This window comes from Actinocorallia libanotica (genome assembly GCF_039525175.1).
Classification (GTDB): Bacteria; Actinomycetota; Actinomycetes; order Streptosporangiales; family Streptosporangiaceae; genus Actinocorallia; species Actinocorallia libanotica.
In genome coordinates this window covers 1-16442 of sequence record NZ_BAAAHH010000037.1, presented here as the reverse complement: position 1 = coordinate 16442, position 16442 = coordinate 1, and the positions used below count along the sequence as shown (strand labels likewise).

Sequence of the window (16442 nt, the reverse complement as noted above, 5' to 3'; positions counted from 1 at the left end):
CTTGGCCTACGCGGCCGGACAGGCCTCGGACCGGCCGTGGTCGACGGCCGATGTCCGCCGGGAAGCCGTCGGGTCATGTCTTTCACCGGCCGCCAGGAAGATCACGGCGAGCAGCAGCAGGACCGCGCCGATGAGGGCGCTCGCGTTGAGCCGCTCGCCGAAGACCAGGAAGCCGATGGCCGCTGCGGTGAGCGGCTCGACCAGGGCGACCACGGAAGCCGTGGTCGCCCGTACCGCTCCGAGGCCGGCGAAGAACAGCGCGTACGCCAACGCGGTCGGCACCGCTCCGAGGTAGAGGATCAGGCCCGAGGTCCAGGCCAGCCGCTCCGGGTCGGGCAGAAGGCCCTCCATCAGGGCCATCGGCAGAAGGCACACCGTTCCCACCGCGAAGCCGGTGACCGTGGACTCGAACGCGCCACCGGCACCGCTTCGGCCGGAGGACCGGCCCAACAGCGTCACGCCCGCATAGCCGACGGCGGAGAGCAACGCGTACCCGATGCCCGCGAGAGGAGCCGGGCCGGTGCTCCCGTCCGCTCCCCCCACGAGCAGCACCAGGCCGACGACGCCGCTCGCCACCGCGGCGGTTCCGGCCGCCCCGGTCCGCTCGCCCAGCGCGAGCCGCGCTCCGGCGGTGACCAGCACCGGACCCGAGCCCAGGGTCACCACCGTGGCCACGGTCAGACCGGCCTGCTGCACCGAGGCGAAGTAGGCCGTCTGATAGACGGCCAGCCCGACGCCTGTGACGAGCACTCGGCGCGGATTCGCCGCCCAGGCGGCGCGAAGCGGGACCGCTGTTCCCGTTCGCCGACGCCGTCGGAGCGAATGGGCCGCCAGGAGCAACCCGAGACCGGTCAGGAACCGCCAGAAGGAAACGGAGACGGGGCCGATCCCGCCGACGCCGTACAGTTCGGCGGCCACGGCACCGCCGGTGCCCCACGCCGTGGCCGCGATCGCGACGTAGAGAACACCCTGTCCGACGGACAAGGTGGAAGAGGACTGCAACTGAGATCTCCTCGCATGATTGCCGACACGATGTCTTCCGTGGGCAACCCGCACGTCCATCCCGGCGACGCCGGAATGGACGTGTACGACCGCCCGCCTAGACGGCGGGCGGCGGAGGCGTCAGAAACAGCTGCATGCGCTCACGCTAGCGGATCTCAGGTCGTCGTACCGATTGCGGTTCCCCGTCAGGGTCGCGCGGATCGACGGCCGTGGGGGCGATCCGGGCGGTCAGGGCGGCCAGGTAGTCGTCGAGGAGCTGGACCTGCCGCCGCGGCGGGAACGACGCCGGGGCGAACAGTGCCTGGACCACCAGGCCCAGGACGAAGGCCTGGGTCCCGGCCGCGATCTCCGCGGGGTCGCCGGGGAGCAGTTCGCCGAGCTCCTGGGCCGCGGCCACCCGCTCGCTCAGCCTGTCACGGCTCGCGGCGTACTTGCGGGCGTAGCCGGTGCTCAGCTCGGGGTCGGAAAGCGCGGCGTCCCAGGAGGACACCCAGATCCGGCTGCTGTCGGCGGCCTCGGGAGTCAGCGGGAGGACGTCCAGCAGCCCGTCCCTCAGGGCGGCCAGGCCCTTGCCCGGGTCGCGGCGGGGGCGGGAGAGCGTGCGCTGCTCGAGCAGGTCGAGGGCGTACTCCACCAGGGCGCGCTTGGTGGGGAAGTAGTGCGTGAGCAGGCCGGTGGTCGCGCCGAGTTCGGCGGCGACGGCGCGCAGGGTCAGGCCGGTGAAGCCGCGTGCGGCCATGACCTGCCACACCGCTTCGGAGACGTCGCGCCGACGTGCTTCGTGATCTCCCTTGGAGCGTGGCATGCCACCACGGTACATTCACACAACACTTGTTATGTGAATGGGGAGGCCCTCATGTTCTCGCTGCCGCTGCGCGACGACGTCCACCTCGGCCCGCTGGAGGTCCGGCACGCCGAAGAGTTCGCCGACCACCTCGACCGGGCGCGCGAGCACATCCGCCCGTGGGTCGGGCCCGCGTTCGTCACCGACGACCTGGACGGGGCGCGGGCCACACTTCAGCGGTACGCCCGAAGCCAGGCGGGCGACGGTGCCCGCCTGTACGGCATCTGGCGGCGCGGAACGCTGATCGGCGGCGTGATGTTCACCGACTTCGACGCCGTTGCCGGTTCGTGCGAAATCGGTTGCTGGCTGGAGCCGTCCGCCGAGGGCCACGGCCTGGTCACACAGGCGTGTGGCGCGCTGCTCGACTGGGCGTTCACGTCCCGAGGACTGCACCGGGCCGAGTGGCACTGCCGGGGCGACAACGACCGCAGTTCAGCGGTGGCCAGGCGGCTCGGCATGACCCTGGAGGGGGTGCGCCGCGAGGCATGGCGGTACGAGGGCGTGCGCTACGACAAGCAGATCTGGGCGCTCCTCGCCCCCGAATGGCGGGCTCCGGGCCGCTGACCGGGCGATTGCCCTCGGGGCTCCCTGTCGGCCGCGACATTCAGATATGAAGGATCTTCACTTATAGGTCGCCTCAACCTACACTCCTGTTACCTCGGTCACACTCATCCCCCCTCGGAGGTAACCGTGAAGTTCGCCTTCCGCAGCCTGGCCGCGTCCGGCGCCGTCGCGGCGGCGCTGCTGGCCGCGCCCACGGCGGCGCACGCCGACTACCAGCCCGGTGACGGCGATTTCGCCAACTGCCCGACCCTGCCCGCCGACGCGATCAAGCTGCTGTGGAACTGCGTCTCGGTCAACCTCGACAAGGGGCAGGTGAAGGTCGGCAAGATCGCCACCACCCTGGGCACGCCGATGACGATCACGATCGGCGTCGGCTGGCACAAGGGCAAGATCACCACGATCACGAGCGGCATCGGCGGCACCTCGATGGCGTCGGCGAACGCGGTGGCGGCGAGCGGCCCGAGCTTCGACTACGAGGTCCCGGTCATCGGCACCATCAAGGTGAGCGTCGACCAGGCGGGCGAGATGGGCGGCGACGGCCTGATCCCCGAGCGCATCCCGCTGAAGATCCACCTCCGGCACTGGACGCTCGGCGCCAACTGCTACATCGGCACGGACTCCGACCCGATCGTCATCAAGCCGGTCATCGCCGACCCCCGCGTCGCCTCCGTCAACCAGACCTCGGTCCTGCGCGCGGACGTCTCCGACACCACCTTCGCCGTCCCCGGGGCCTCCGGTTGCGGCCTCGGCGCCGGCCTCATGGACTCCATCGTCAACTCCGCCGCCGGAACCCCCAGCGCCGCCGGCGAGAACTCCATCAAGTTCGACGCCTACGTCCGCATCCGCAACTACCGGCTCGGCCTGGTCGCCCCCAGTCTCGCCATGCTCACCACGGCGGCCCCCAGCAAGTAGCCCGCCTCCTCACGGACTCACCACCCCGGCGATGCGCTCCCAGGTATAGCCCATGAGGTCTTTCCGGGGTGGTGTCCGTCGAAGCGCCGCCGCGGACCGCTCGCATCGCACCGCCTGGACGGTGCCGCCGGAGGCGGCCCGAGCGGTGGGTGTCAGCCCATGACGAAGAAGAAGCGGGACGGCACCCCTCCGTCCCGCTTCTTCCGGCTCAGAAGCCCTTTGTCAGAGCGTCAGAGGTCCTTCTTCGTGTAGGGGGTGATGCGGACGGGACCGGTCAGGCCGTAGGCCTGGCGGGGATTGGCGCCGTAGACGCCCGGGTCGGACAGGCGGAGGCGGTTGTTCAGGGTCGTGGTGACCTCGACGACCAGGGTGTTGACGCCCTTCTTGAGGTAGCCGTCCAGGTCCAGGACCGGGTTGATGAGGTCGGCCGGGGGCAGTGCCTTGCCGTTGAGGGTGACCCGGACGGTGTCGAAGACCTCGCCGAGCTCAAGGTAGGCGCCGTTGTCGTCGGTCCAGGAGGCGTCGAGGGCGAAGGTGGTGGTGTAGCGGCCGACGCCCGAGACGTCCTGGAGGGCCGGGATGGTCGACCAGGGGGCCAGGGTGGTCAGCTCCGCGGTCACCTTCTCCTTCACCGTCTCCACCGGGGTCGCGCCGGGCAGCCAGGAATCGGCCGTCACGGTCCAGGCCGCGGGGGCGATGGCCGCGGGCACCGCCTCGACCTCCGTCGTCACGGTCCGCCCGTCCGAGAGGGCCGTGGTGTAGGTGCCGGGGGCCTTGGCACGGATCTGCAGGCGGCGGCTCCCCCGGTAGTGGACGGAGTCGGCCGTGGTGGACACCGCGTGCAGGCCGGTGCTCGCCTCCTGCAGCCAGGCCTTGCGCGCCAGGATGACCGCGCAGGTCTGGTTGACCTGCAGCGACACCCGGACGGTCACGTCGTCGCCGTTCTCGGTGTAGCGGGCGATGCGCTCGACCTCGCCGCTCCACAGGTTCAGGAGGTACGGGACGCGGTCGCGGCCGCTGCGGGCGAACGTCACCTCGTGGTCGATGGCGACGACGCCCTTGCTGCTCTCGGCGTGCTTGCCGTTGGACAGGTAGTACAAATCCATGTCCTTGTCGACGCGGTGGGCGTTGAGCAGCGTCGAGGCCGCGGCGTAACGGGCATCAGGGGTGACGCCGAGGTCGGCCAGCGCGGCGGGCAGCTCCGCCTCGGCCGCGACGACGCGCGCCTTCGGGTGTGCGAACAGCTCGGTGAGAACCGCCTTGAGCCGCTCGTTCTCGTTCCCGACGGCCTTGCCGGGGATGGTCGCGGCGGACCACTCGCCGACGAAGACGATCGGCAGGCCCGCCTTGGCGTAGGACAGGAACTTCCGCGCCACGTCCAGCGGAAGGGTGGCGGCGCGTCCGTAGAACCGGTCGCCCTCGATGACGATCGCCTTGTAGGCGGGGCCGTCGGGGGCCAGCCGTCCCCCGCGGACCCGCGCGGACGGCAGGTCGAGCAGGGGCGCGCTGATCATCTGGTGGGTCCAGCCGAGCGGGACGCCGTTCGAGGTCAGCCAGCCGACGCCGATGCCGGTCTTGGAGTAGCCGGTCTGCCGGAAGACGGCGATGTCGGCGCGCATGGAGCCGGCCTGGGTGACGGCGTGGATCCGCGCAAAGTAGTCGGAGATGTCGTTGATGTGGGTCCAGCTGGGCTGGCGCGGACCCCACGACTCGGAGAAGCCGACCTTGCCGTCGTAGGGCGTGAACGCCGCGAAGCCGGGCCATTGCACGCCGGGCGCGGTGGCGTAGGAGAAGCCGTGGAACACCGTCTGGTTCAGGCCCGCCGCGTACGCGCCGGACATCGTCCGGATGATCTTCTTCCAGGTGGTGGCGTAGGCGCCGCCCTGGTAGGCGCCGGTCTCGGACGACATGACGAGGTGGCCGCCCATGTCGCGTCCGCCGGCCAGCGCCCGGTAGTCGTCGAGGTTTTTGAAGCCCAGCGATTCGCCTTCGGTGACGTCCAGGATCGCGGACGAGGCGATGGCGTCGGTGTTCAGTCCGTAGGGCTGGGCGCGCAGCTTCATGCCGAGCCGGTGCGCCCAGTCGCGCAGCGGCCGGAAGTGCCGTTCGTCGAACAGGTTCGCCACGGTCTCCCAGTAGTCGTGCCGGACCTCGCGGCTGAGCACGGCGTCGAAGGCGAAGACGGTGTTCTCGTTGTTCAGGAGGATCGCCGGCAGGACGGGCCACAGCGCGTAGCCGCGCCGCTTCTCGAACTCCTCGTCGATCTTCGGCGTCCACTGCAGGGCGTCGGTCTCCAGCTCGAAGGAGTCCTCGAACAGCGCGCCGCCGTTGCGCTTGAGCAGTCTGCGCAGTTCCCTGGTCAGGACCGACTCCTCCCAGAAGTCGATGACGGCCCGGGTGCCCTCGGCGCTGAAGTGGTCGACGACGTAGGACTCGGGGGCGGTGTGCGGGCCGGACTCCGGCTGCTGGCCCGAGCCGCGCTCCCAGTAGGCGAACAGGTACCAGTCGCCGTCGGCGGGCGCGGTCCAGGTGATCTGCCCGTCGGCGACGGCGTCGTTCAGGTCGATGTGGGAGGCGGGCTCGAGTCCGACCTCCTTGCGGGTGTCGTTCGCGGCGTTGACGCGCATCGCGTGCACGTACCGGAGCTTCTCCTCGACGTCGCTGTGGGCGGCGACGAGGGGCGGCGGCACGGGGCCGGTGTACTCGGTTCCGGAAGTGACCTTGACCGCGCCGTACGCCAGCTCCTTGCAGGCCGCCGCGCTGTCGGGCGTGACCGTCGGGGTGGCCGAGGGCCAGGCCGGGCCGAGCGTCAGGTCGATGCCGATGCCGCGCCTGTTGGCACGCTCCAAAGCGGCTTCCACACCGGCGATCCAGGGGGCGCTCCCCCAGCCGTGCCCGGCCGGGTCGAGCACCGACTTGTCCTTGATGCTGTGGTGGACCGCGGCGATCTCCGCGCCGCCGAACCCGGCGTCGGCGATCTGGTCGATCTCGCGGGCGATCTCGGCCGGGTCGACCAGGCCGTCCGGCCACCACCAGCGGAACCAGGGCCGTACCGAGGCGGGGAGTTTCGGGAAGCCGGTGGAACCGGCGTCGGCCAGCGCGGCGGGCGTACCGCCGGGACCGCCCGCGACGGCGACGGCGGTGCCGGCCACGGCGGCGGTCTGGAGGAAACGACGTCGGGAGAAGACGGGGCTGTTTTCGGGCATGCCGAACCTCGGTTTCACAAAGGCAGGGTGGGGAGGGAGCGGCGGCGTCCCCCGAGAACGCCGCCGCCCGAGGCGGCCCGGACCTGGAACGGTCGGGGCTGGTCGGCCGGGAATGTGAAGATCCGCCCGGACCGCGGCCGAAGACGGCCCGGGCGGTGGGTGTCAGCGCAGGAAGGCCGCGGCGACGCCGGCGTCCACGGGGATGTGGAGGCCCGTGGTCTGGGTCAGGTCCCCGCCGGTGAGGGCGAAGACGGCGGCCGCGACGTGCTCCGGCAGGACCTCGCGCTTGAGCAGGGTGCGCTGGGCGTAGAACTCGCCGAGCTTCTCCTCCTCGACGCCGTAGACGGCGGCGCGGTTGGCTCCCCAGCCGGAGGAGAAGATGCCGGAGCCGCGCACCACGCCGTCGGGGTTGATGCCGTTGACGCGGATGCCGTGTCCGCCGAGCTCGGCCGCCAGCAGGCGGACCTGGTGGGCCTGGTCGGCCTTGGCCGCGCTGTAGGCGATGTTGTTCGGGCCCGCGAAGATCGAGTTCTTGGAGGAGATGTAGACGACGTCGCCGCCCATCTCCTGCTCGATCATGATGCGGGCGGACTCGCGGGAGACCAGGAACGAGCCGCGCGCCATGACGTCGTGCTGCAGGTCCCAGTCGGCGACCGTGGTCTCCAGCAGCGGCTTCGACAGCGACAGGCCGGCGTTGTTGACCACCAGGTCGACGCCGCCGAAGGCGAGGACGGCCGCGGCCAGAGCCGCCTTGATCTCGTCCTCGCTGGTGACGTCGGCTGCCACGGCGATCGCCACGTCGGAGGCCCGCAGCGCGCCTGCCCCGAGTTCCGCCGCGACCTTCTCGGCGGCGGCGAGGTCGCGGTCGGCGACGACGACGCACGCGCCCTCAGCGGCCAGTCGGCGGGCGGTGGCGGCGCCGATGCCGGAGCCGCCGCCGGTCACGAACGCCACGCGGGTGGCGAGCGGCTTGGGCTTGGGCATGCGCTGGAGCTTGGCCTCCTCCAGCGACCAGTACTCGATGCGGAACTTCTCCGACTCCTCGATCGGCGCGTACCGCGACACCGACTCGGCACCGCGCATCACGTTGATCGCGTTGACATAGAACTCGCCCGCGACGCGCGCGGTCTGCTTGTTCGCGCCGAAGGAGAACATGCCGACGCCCGGCACCAGCACGATCGCCGGGTCCGCGCCGCGCATCGCCGGGGACTCCGGCGTGGCGTGACGGTCGTAGTAGGCGGCGTACTCCTCGCGGTAGGCGGCGTGGAGCTCCTTGAGCCGGGCCTTGGCCTCGTCCAGCGGGGCGTCGGGCGCCAGGTCCAGCACGAGCGGCGAGACCTTGGTGCGCAGGAAGTGGTCGGGGCAGGACGTGCCCAGCGCGGCCAGGCGCGGGTGCTCGGCGCGGGAGACGAAGTCCAGCACGGCTTCGCTGTCGGTGAAGTGGCCGACCTGCGGCTTGTCCGTCGAGGCGAGTCCGCGGATCAGCGGGAACAGCTCGGCGGCACGGGCACGGCGCTCGGCCTCCGGCAGCGGCTCGTAACCGGGGATCACCGGTCCGAACGGCTCCGGACGCCCGTGCTCGGCGAGGAACGCCTCGGCCGTGCGGATCATCTCCAGCGAGTTGGCCTGGCACTCCGCGGAGGTCTCCCCCCACGCGGTGATGCCGTGGCCGCCCAGGATCACGCCGATCGCCCGCGGGTTCTCCGCCTTGATCGCCGCGATGTCCAGCCCGAGCTGGAATCCCGGGCGCCGCCACGGCACCCACGCCACCCTGTCCCCGAAGATCCTCCGGGTGAGCTCCTCCCCGTCCTCGGCGGTCGCGATCGCGATGCCGCTGTCCGGGTGGAGGTGGTCCACATGCGCCGCCTCGACCAGGCCGTGCATGGCCGTGTCGATGGACGGCGCGGCGCCGCCCTTGCCGTGCGCGCAGAAGTCGAACGCCGCGACCATCTCGTCTTCGCGCTCGACGCCCGGGTACACGTTCACCAGGGCGCGCAGCCGGTCCAGCCGCAGCACCGCCAGGCCGGACGCCTTCAGGGTGCCCAGGTCGCCGCCGGAGCCCTTCACCCACATGAGGTCGACGGGCTCGCCGGTGACCGGGTCGGTCTCGACGCCCTTGGCGGAGGCGTTCCCTCCCGCGTAGTTGGTGTTGCGCGGGTCGGCGCCCAGCTCGTGGCAACGGTTCAGCAGGTCCTGCACAACGGTGTTCACAGCATCGCTCATCGGTATCAGGCCCCCCAGCCGGCCTGGTCGCCGCCGACACGCTCGGCGGAGATCTTCTCGAGGTACCCGGACGCCTTGTACGCGGCGATCGGGTCGCCCGCCAGGCCCTTGGCCTCGCGCCACTCGGCGAGCAGCGGGCGGACGTCGGTGTTGTAGGCGTCCATCAGGACGGCGTTCGCGCCGAGCACGTCGCCGGAGTCCTGCGCGGCCTTCAGCGCCGCGGTGTCGACCAGGAGGGCCTTGGCGGTGGCCTCCTGGACGTTCATGACGGACCGGATCTGGCCCTGGATCTTCGGCTCGATGTTGTGGCACTGGTCGAGCATGAAGGCGACTTCGGAGTCGGCTCCGAGGCCGCCGCCGCGGACCACCTCGTGCATGATCCGGAAGAGCTGGAACGGGTCGGCCGAGCCGACCATGAGGTCGTCGTCGGCGTAGAACCGGGAGTTGAAGTCGAAGGCGCCGAGGCGGCCGACGCGCAGCAGCTGGGCGACGATGAACTCGATGTTCGTGCCCGGCGCGTGGTGGCCGGTGTCCACGCAGACCACGGCCTTGGGGCCGAGGGCGAGGCAGTGCAGCAGCGAGGTGCCCCAGTCCGGCACGTCGGTGGTGTAGAACGCCGGCTCGAAGAGCTTGTACTCCAGCTGCATGCGCTGGTCGTCGCCGAGGCGGGCGTAGACCTCCTGGAGGGCCTCGGCGAGGCGCTCCTGCCGGGCTCGGATGTCGTCCTGGCCGGGGTAGTTGGTGCCGTCGGAGAACCACAGCTTGAGGTCGCGCGAGCCGGTGGCGTCCATGATGTCGACGCATTCCAGCAGGTGGTCGGTCGCCTTGCGCCGCACCCGCGGGTCGGGGTTGGTGACCGAGCCGAGCATGTAGTCGTCGTCCTGGAAGACGTTGGCGTTGATCGTCCCCAGCGCGACGCCCCGCTCCCGGGCGTACGCGGCGAGCCCGGCGTAGTCCTCCACCCTGTCCCAGGGGATGTGCAGCGCGACCTTCGGGGCCGCCCCGGTGAAGGCGTGGACCTGCGCGGCGTCGGCGAGCTTCTCGAAGGGGTCTCTCGGCACTCCCGCCTGGGCGAACACCTTGAACCTGGTCCCGGAGTTGCCGTAGGCCCAGGAGGGCGTCTCGATGGCCAGGGCGTCCAGCCCGGCCGTGATGTCAGTCATGGTCACGATCCCCGAATCGGATGTCGGTCAAGGTGGAGTCGTTCAGTCGAGGTGGAAGACCTCGGTGAGGGGGCGCATGCCCTCGTCGGGTCGGCCGTCCAGGTCCTCGAAGTAGGGGGCCATCGCGGCCTGCCAGCGGGCGTTGACCTCGGTGCGGGCCATGCCGTCGAGGGCGGCCTGGAAGTCGTCGGTCTCCAGGTAGCCGACGAGCAGCCCGTCGTCGCGCAGGAAGAGCGAGTAGTTGTGCCAGCCGGTGTCGCGCAGGGCGGCGAGCATGTCGGGCCACACCTCCGCGTGGCGCTCGGCGTACTCGGCCCGCCTGTCCTCGCGCACCTTCAGCAGGAAGCAGACACGTCGGCGCATGGGAGGTCCTCCGGTGGTGGGGGTGCCGGACCCTCCCCGTCCGAGGAGGGTCCGGACGGGATCAGAAGTCGAAGTCGTCGATGTTGTCCTTGTCGAAGGTGAAGGGCGGGCCGAGGATGACCTCGCCGTCCGTGCCGATCGTCCGCTCGCCGAGGCGGCCGGCCTTGAACTTCTCGCCCTCGGCACCGGTGATCTGGCCGGAGGACAGCGCGGCGGCGGCGTAGGAGGCCAGGTAGCCCAGGTCCTCGGGGTTCCACAGCGCGAACTCGGCGACCGTGCCGTCCTTGACGAACTTGCGCATCTGGTTCGGGGTGCCCAGGCCGGTCACGACGACCTTGCCCTTGTACTCGGAGCTGGAGATGTACCGGGCCGCGGCGGCGATGCCGACCGTGGTCGGGGAGATGATCCCCTTGAGGTTCGGGTAGGCCTGCAGCAGGCCCTGGGTCTGCTGGAAGGACTTCTGGTCGTCGTCGTCGCCGTAGGCGACCTTGACGAGCTTCATGCCGGAGTACTCCGGCTTCTTCAGCTCGTCCTTCATGAACTCGATCCAGGTGTTCTGGTTGGTGGCGTTGGCGGTCGCCGACAGGATCGCGATCTCGCCCTGGCCGCCGATCTGGTCGGACAGCAGCTTGACCTGGCTGCGGCCGATCTCCTCGGAGCTGGCCTGGTTGATGAAGATGTCGCGGCAGCTCTTGTCCGTGTCGGAGTCGTAGGCGACGATCTTGATGTCGCGCGAGCGGGCCTGATTGAGCGGGCCGCAGACGGCGTTGGGGTCGTTGGCCGCGATGAGGATGGCGTCGTGGCCCTGCTGGACCAGGGTGTTGATGTAGGAGACCTGGGAGGAGGCGGAGGCGTCGGACGGGCCGACCTCCTTGGCCTCGCCCTTGAACTCCTTGGCCGCCTCGATGCCCGACCTGTTGACGATCGTGCTGTAGGGGTTGTTGATCTGCTTGGGCAGGAAGGCGAGCTTCAGGCCCTCCTTGATCGGGGCGTTCGGGTTCGCGGTCGCCTTGGAGCCGGAGTTGGAGCCGCTGTTGTTCTCGGCGGAGTCCTTGGTGGTGCCGCCGCAGGCGGCGAGGCTCAGGGCGAGGGCGCCCGCGGTGGCGAGCGACAGCGCGGATCTCACGCTGCGGAAACGAACGGACATGTTCGATGGCCTTCCGGGTGGGAGGGGGGTGGGAGGGGAGAAGGGCGTGCCCTCAGACGGGCACCCGCCTTCGGGCTCTGGCCTCCCGGACGACCGCGGTCAGCCGGGGGGTGAGCACCGAGACGATGAGCAGGAGTCCGGTGACGATCGCCTGGATCTCGGTCGAGACGTCGTCGAGCATGAGCAGGTTGCGCAGCACCCCGATGAGCAGCACGCCGGCGATCACGCCGCCGAGGGTGCCCTTGCCGCCGTCGAAGTCGACGCCGCCCAGCAGGACGGAGGCGATAACGGTCAGCTCCAGCCCCATGCCGTTGTCGGCGCGGGCGCTGCCGTAGCGCAGGGTGAAGACGATGCCGGCGAACGCGGAGATCACTCCGGCGGCCACGAACAGCAGGAGCTTGATGCGCTTGACCCGGACGCCGGCGAAGAACGCGGCCTCCTCGGAGCTGCCGATCGCGAAGAGGGAGCGGCCGAGGCCGGTGGCGTGCAGCAGCAGTGCGGTCGCGACGGCCAGCACCGCGAAGAGGGCGACCGGGTACGGGATGGGCGTGCCGGGCACGTTGGAGACGGCCAGGTCGGCGTACTGCTGGGGGAACTGGGAGACGGCCTCGGTGCCGAGCACCACGTAGGCCAGCCCCCGGTAGAGGGTGAGCGTGCCGATCGTGACGGCCAGGGACGGCAGCCCCAGCTTCGTCACCAGCAGGCCGTTGATCAGCCCGCAGACCAGGCCGACGACCAGGACGACCGGGACGATCGTCTCGAACGCCCAGCCGGCGTTCCACAGCGAGCCGGTCAGCGCGCTGGCCAGGCCCAGCACCGAGGCGACCGACAGGTCCACCTCGCCGCAGACCACCAGCAGGGTCATCGGCAGCGCGATGAGCGCGATCTCCCCCAGGTCGCCCAGGGCGAAGGAGAGGTTCCCGGTGTTGGCGAAGTCGGGGTTCATCCCGGAGCCGCCGAGGAACACCGCGATGAGCAGGGCGGTGACCAGCACGTCCCAGCGGACGAAGCGGCCCAGCGCGCCGTCTGTCTTAAGAGCCATGGTGGGCGCTCCTCTTGCGCAGTACCCGGTTCATCCGCAGGGCCAGCAGCCGGTCCACGCTGATCGCCAGCAGGAGCAGCAGGCCGGTCAGGGCGTCCTGCCAGAACGAGTTGACCTTCAGGACGACCAGCACGCTGCCGATCGTGGTGAGCAGCAGGGCGCCGAGCGCCGCGCCGTAGACCGAGCCGACGCCGCCGACGATCGCAACGCCGCCGACGACGACCGCGCTGACGACCTTCAGCTCCCAGCCGCCCGCGGCGTCGGCCACGACGGTGCCGAAGCGGGCCAGCCACAGCACGCCGGCCAGGCCCGCGAGCAGGCCGCTGACGACGTAGGCGGTCAGGACGCGGCGGCGGATCGGGACGCCCGCCAGGCGCGCGGCCTCGGGGCTGGAGCCGATGGCGTAGAACTCCCGGCCCGAGGGGTAGGCCCGCAGGTAGTAGCCGACGGCGGCCATCACCAGCACCGCGATCAGCGGCAGGTAGGGCACGCCGAGCACGCCGCCGCTGCCCAGGTCGAGCAGGGACTGCGGGACGTCCGCGGCGTTGATCTGGTCGCCCTGCGCGATGTAGTAGCCGATCCCCTGGATCACGTACAGGGTGCCCAGGGTGACGACCAGCGCCGGGACGCCGCAGAAGCTGACGAGCAAGCCGTTGACCAGGCCGCACAGCGCGCCGATCGCCAGGCCGATGAGGATCGCCATGACCACGCTGCGGTCGTCGCCGGAGACGTACTTGCCGGTCGTGAAGGCGACGAGCCCGACGACCGAGCCGACCGACAGGTCGATGTTGCGGGTGATGACGACGAGCGTCTGCCCGACGGCCAGCAGCACCAGGATCGAGGCGTTGAGGAAGATGTCCTCGACGCCCTGCGCGGACAGGAAGCGCGGGTTGACGATCGCGGTGACCGCCACCAGGACGACCAGGGCTCCCAGGATGCTCAGCTCCCGGGCGCGCAGCACCAGGTCCAGCAGGCCGCCTTCGGCCTTCGGCGCCTTCTTCGCAGGTGGCGCCGACGTCAGGGTCGTCATGCCGCCTCCTTTCCGTACCGCCCGGTGGCGGCGCTCATCACCGACTCCTCGGTGGCCTGCTCCCGGGGGATCTCGGCGGTGATCCGCCCCTCGTGCATGACCAGCACGCGGTCGGCCATGCCGATCACCTCGGGCAGGTCGGAGGAGATCATGAGGACGGCCAGGCCCCCGGCGGCCAGCTCCGACAGGAGGCGGTGCACCTCGGCCTTGGTGCCGACGTCGATGCCGCGGGTGGGCTCGTCCACGATCAGGACGGACGGCTCGGTGGCCAGCCACTTGGCGAGCACGACCTTCTGCTGGTTGCCGCCGGAGAGCACACCGACCGCGTCGCCGGCCCTGGCGTACTTGAGCTGGAGCCGCACGGCCCAGTCCGCGGCGTTGGCGCGCTCGGCGGCGCGGGAGATCAGGGGGCCTCGGCTGAGGGCGCGCAGCCGGGTCAGGCCCATGTTGCGCTCGATGGACATCTCCATCACCAGGCCCTGCTGGCGGCGGTCCTCGGGCACCAGCGCCAGTCCGGCGGCCATCGCGCCGGTGGGGCTGGCGGCCTTGAGCGGCCTGCCGTCCACCTCGACCGAGCCGGCGTCCCGGCGGTCGATCCCGAAGATCGCGCGGGCGACCTCGCTGCGGCCCGCGCCGACCAGGCCGGCCAGCGCGACGATCTCGCCGCGCCGCACCTCGAAGGAGACGTCGGTGAAGACGCCCTCGCGGGTGAGGCGGGAGACCTTCAGCGCGACCTCGCCGGGCTCGACGTCCTGCTTGGGGTAGAGCTCGTCCAGCTCGCGGCCGACCATCCGGGTGACGAGGTCGTCGGGGGTGAGGCCCTCGAGCGTCTCGCTGGCGATCCACTGGCCGTCCCGCAGGGTGGTGACCCGCTGGCACAGCTCGAAGATCTCCTCCAGCCGGTGGGAGATGAACAGCAGCGCGCAGCCCTGCTCGCGCAGCGCCTCGACCACCGAGAACAGCCGGGCGGTCTCCTGGCCGGTGAGCGCCGCGGTGGGCTCGTCCATGATGAGCACCTTGGCGTCGCGGGAGATCGCCTTGGCGATCTCGACGACCTGCTGGTCGGCGATGGACAGGCCGCGGGCGGGCCGGCGCGGGTCCATGGGGACGCCCAGCCGCTCGAACAGCCCGGCGGCCTTGGCGTGCATCGCGCTCCGGTCGATCCGGCCGAGCGCGCCGCGCGGCTGGCGGCCCATGAAGATGTTCTCCGCCACCGACAGGTCGGGGAAGAGCGTGGGCTCCTGGTAGATCACCGCCACGCCGGCGCTCTGCGCGTCGGCGGGGCTGTTGAAGACGACCGGCTCGCCACCGAGCAGGATCCGTCCTCCGTCCGGGCGGTGCACGCCCGCGAAGGTCTTGACGAGCGTCGACTTGCCCGCGCCGTTCTCGCCGGCGAGGGCGTGGACCTCGCCCGCGTACAGCTCGAGGCGCACGCCCTTGAGCGCGCGGACGGCGCCGAAGGACTTGCTCACGTCGACCAGCGCCAGCACCGGTGTCGGTCCGCTCACCTGCCGCCTCCTGATCTCATCTGCGGGCTCTTTCTGTAAAAAACGTTTTAAAGCTGGGCGAACGCTGGAACCGTAAATGTGACCGGGCTTACCCGTCAAGTACCAGCTAGTGACGAACTTCAGGACTTGACACGTTTTAACCGGGAGGCGAAAGTATGCGAAGCTTCCCCCGAGAACCGCCCCTGATCCAGTACAAGGACGTCCATGAGCACACCGCAGACCGGCACCCGGGGCGGCACCGTGGGCATCAAAGAGGTGGCCGCGCACGCCGGCGTCTCCCCCGGCACCGTGTCGAACGTCCTCAACCGACCCGAACGGGTAGCCGACGCCACACGGACCAGAGTCGAGGCCGCCATCCGCGAACTCGGCTTCGTCCGCAACGGCTCCGCCTCCAGCCTCCGGGCCGGGCAGGGCCGCACCGTCGGGCTGATGGTCCTCGACCTCGGCAACCCCTTCTTCACCGACCTCGCCCGCGGCGTCGAGGACGTGATGAGCGAGCGCGGCTACGCGGTGATCCTGTGCAGCTCGGCCACCTCCGCCGAGCGCGAGGAGCGCAACCTGCGCATGCTCGCCGAGCAGCAGGTGCGCGGCGTGCTCGTCACCCCCGTCGACCAGGGACCCGACCGGCTGGCGCTGCTGCGCGAGCGCGGCGTCAACGCGGTCATGCTCGACCATCCCGCGACACGGCCGCACCAGTGCTCGGTCACCGTCGACGACGTCTCCGGCGGGCAGCTCGCCGTCGCGCACCTCCTGGACACCGGGGCCCGCGACATCGCCTACGTGTCGGGGCCGATGGGCATCCGGCAGTGCGCCGACCGGCACGCCGGCGCGCTCCGCGCGCTGGAGCAGGCCGGACACGGCACGCTGCGCCACGTCACCGTCGGGGAGATGACGCCGCGCGCCGGGCAGGAGGCCGCCTGGCAGCTGCTCGGCGAGCTGCCCGACGCCATCTTCTGCGCCAACGACCTGCTGGCGATGGGGGTCCTGCGGGCCCTGCTCCAGCAGGGGGTGCGGGTGCCCGACCGGGTGAAGCTCATCGGCTACGACGACATCGAGTACGCCACCGCCTCGGCGATCCCGCTCAGCTCCGTCCGGCAGCCCACCTACCGGCTCGGCAGGATCGCCGCGGAGCTGCTGCTCGAGGAGTGCGAGGACCCCGAGGGGCACGCCCACCAGCAGATCATGTTCCAACCGGAACTCGTCATACGGGAATCGACGGCACCGTGAAGATCGCGCTCTTCCTCACCTGCGTGAACGACACGCTCTTCCCCGGAACGGGCAGAGCCGTCGTCTCACTGCTGGAACGACTCGGCCACCAGGTGATCTTCCCCGAGGGGCAGACGTGCTGCGGGCAGATGCACCTCAACACCGGCTACCCCGAACAGGCACTGCCGATGGTGGAGTCGTTCACCCGCACCTTCTCCGACCACGAGGCCGT

General features: G+C 70.8%; 14 protein-coding genes. 4 read left to right on the top strand and 10 right to left on the bottom strand.

The window, feature by feature from the left end; translation table 11 throughout:
* Nucleotides 1–6 precede the first annotated feature (6 nt).
* Nucleotides 7–984 carry a DMT family transporter gene (locus tag ABD140_RS32260; protein WP_344245303.1) on the bottom strand — a complete coding sequence of 326 codons (978 nt, stop codon included), beginning with the start codon at nt 982–984 and terminating at the stop codon, nt 7–9.
* 163 nt (nt 985–1147) lie between these two features.
* A complete protein-coding gene (locus ABD140_RS32255) occupies nt 1148–1807 on the bottom strand; it encodes a TetR/AcrR family transcriptional regulator (protein ID WP_344245301.1) in 660 nt (219 codons plus the stop codon).
* 51 nt (nt 1808–1858) lie between these two features.
* On the opposite strand from ABD140_RS32255, the gene ABD140_RS32250 reads away from it, so the two are divergent.
* Nucleotides 1859–2410, top strand: coding sequence for a GNAT family N-acetyltransferase (locus tag ABD140_RS32250; protein WP_344245299.1), 552 nt, complete (start codon nt 1859–1861; stop codon nt 2408–2410).
* Between the two features lie 126 nt (nt 2411–2536).
* On the top strand, nt 2537–3322 hold the full coding sequence (locus tag ABD140_RS32245) for a hypothetical protein (protein WP_344245297.1): 786 nt from the start codon (nt 2537–2539) through the stop codon (nt 3320–3322).
* A 230-nt stretch (nt 3323–3552) separates the two neighbouring features.
* Here ABD140_RS32245 and ABD140_RS32240 read toward each other — a convergent pair whose 3' ends face one another.
* The 8 genes from ABD140_RS32240 to ABD140_RS32205 form a co-directional block, all read right to left on the bottom strand.
* Nucleotides 3553–6528 (bottom strand): glycosyl hydrolase, encoded by a 2976-nt coding sequence (locus tag ABD140_RS32240; RefSeq protein ID WP_344245295.1) that lies wholly within the window; start codon nt 6526–6528, stop codon nt 3553–3555.
* A gap of 162 nt (nt 6529–6690) precedes the next feature.
* Nucleotides 6691–8751, bottom strand: a complete 2061-nt coding sequence (locus ABD140_RS32235; RefSeq protein WP_344245293.1) for a bifunctional aldolase/short-chain dehydrogenase — start codon at nt 8749–8751, stop codon at nt 6691–6693.
* Nucleotides 8752–8756: 5 nt separating this feature from the next.
* Nucleotides 8757–9914 carry an L-rhamnose isomerase gene (gene rhaI, locus ABD140_RS32230; protein ID WP_344245291.1) on the bottom strand — a complete coding sequence of 386 codons (1158 nt, stop codon included), beginning with the start codon at nt 9912–9914 and terminating at the stop codon, nt 8757–8759.
* 42 nt (nt 9915–9956) lie between these two features.
* Complete coding sequence (locus ABD140_RS32225) at nt 9957–10277, bottom strand: L-rhamnose mutarotase (protein ID WP_344245290.1); 321 nt, start codon at nt 10275–10277, stop codon at nt 9957–9959.
* Nucleotides 10278–10338: 61 nt separating this feature from the next.
* Nucleotides 10339–11403, bottom strand: a complete 1065-nt coding sequence (gene rhaS, locus ABD140_RS32220) for a rhamnose ABC transporter substrate-binding protein (protein WP_344245288.1) — start codon at nt 11401–11403, stop codon at nt 10339–10341.
* Between the two features lie 73 nt (nt 11404–11476).
* Complete coding sequence (locus tag ABD140_RS32215; protein ID WP_344245286.1) at nt 11477–12466, bottom strand: ABC transporter permease; 990 nt, start codon at nt 12464–12466, stop codon at nt 11477–11479.
* Nucleotides 12456–13496, bottom strand: a complete 1041-nt coding sequence (locus ABD140_RS32210) for an ABC transporter permease (protein WP_344245284.1) — start codon at nt 13494–13496, stop codon at nt 12456–12458. The genes ABD140_RS32215 and ABD140_RS32210 overlap by 11 nt, the downstream gene beginning before the upstream one ends.
* A complete protein-coding gene (locus tag ABD140_RS32205; RefSeq protein WP_344245282.1) occupies nt 13493–15004 on the bottom strand; it encodes a sugar ABC transporter ATP-binding protein in 1512 nt (503 codons plus the stop codon). Before ABD140_RS32205 ends, ABD140_RS32210 begins: the two co-directional genes overlap by 4 nt.
* A 204-nt stretch (nt 15005–15208) precedes the next feature.
* Between ABD140_RS32205 and ABD140_RS32200 the strand changes: the two genes are divergently transcribed.
* The gene (locus ABD140_RS32200) at nt 15209–16231 is read left to right on the top strand and encodes a LacI family DNA-binding transcriptional regulator (RefSeq protein ID WP_344245280.1); all 1023 of its coding nucleotides are present in this window, start codon (nt 15209–15211) and stop codon (nt 16229–16231) included.
* The coding region (locus ABD140_RS32195; protein WP_344245278.1) for a heterodisulfide reductase-related iron-sulfur binding cluster at nt 16228–16442 on the top strand (215 nt) is incomplete at its 3' end. The genes ABD140_RS32200 and ABD140_RS32195, both read left to right, overlap by 4 nt.

What these genes read in the sequence shown, in the direction of transcription:
- ABD140_RS32255 (WP_344245301.1), bottom strand. Translation starts at nt 1,807, where the DNA reads ATGCCACGCTCCAAGGGAGATCACGAAGCACGTCGGCGCGACGTCTCC.
- ABD140_RS32250 (WP_344245299.1), top strand. Translation starts at nt 1,859, where the DNA reads ATGTTCTCGCTGCCGCTGCGCGACGACGTCCACCTCGGCCCGCTGGAG.
- ABD140_RS32240 (WP_344245295.1), bottom strand. Translation starts at nt 6,528, where the DNA reads ATGCCCGAAAACAGCCCCGTCTTCTCCCGACGTCGTTTCCTCCAGACC.
- ABD140_RS32235 (WP_344245293.1), bottom strand. Translation starts at nt 8,751, where the DNA reads ATGAGCGATGCTGTGAACACCGTTGTGCAGGACCTGCTGAACCGTTGC.
- rhaI (WP_344245291.1), bottom strand. Translation starts at nt 9,914, where the DNA reads ATGACTGACATCACGGCCGGGCTGGACGCCCTGGCCATCGAGACGCCC.
- ABD140_RS32225 (WP_344245290.1), bottom strand. Translation starts at nt 10,277, where the DNA reads ATGCGCCGACGTGTCTGCTTCCTGCTGAAGGTGCGCGAGGACAGGCGG.
- ABD140_RS32215 (WP_344245286.1), bottom strand. Translation starts at nt 12,466, where the DNA reads ATGGCTCTTAAGACAGACGGCGCGCTGGGCCGCTTCGTCCGCTGGGAC.
- ABD140_RS32210 (WP_344245284.1), bottom strand. Translation starts at nt 13,496, where the DNA reads ATGACGACCCTGACGTCGGCGCCACCTGCGAAGAAGGCGCCGAAGGCC.
- ABD140_RS32200 (WP_344245280.1), top strand. Translation starts at nt 15,209, where the DNA reads ATGAGCACACCGCAGACCGGCACCCGGGGCGGCACCGTGGGCATCAAA.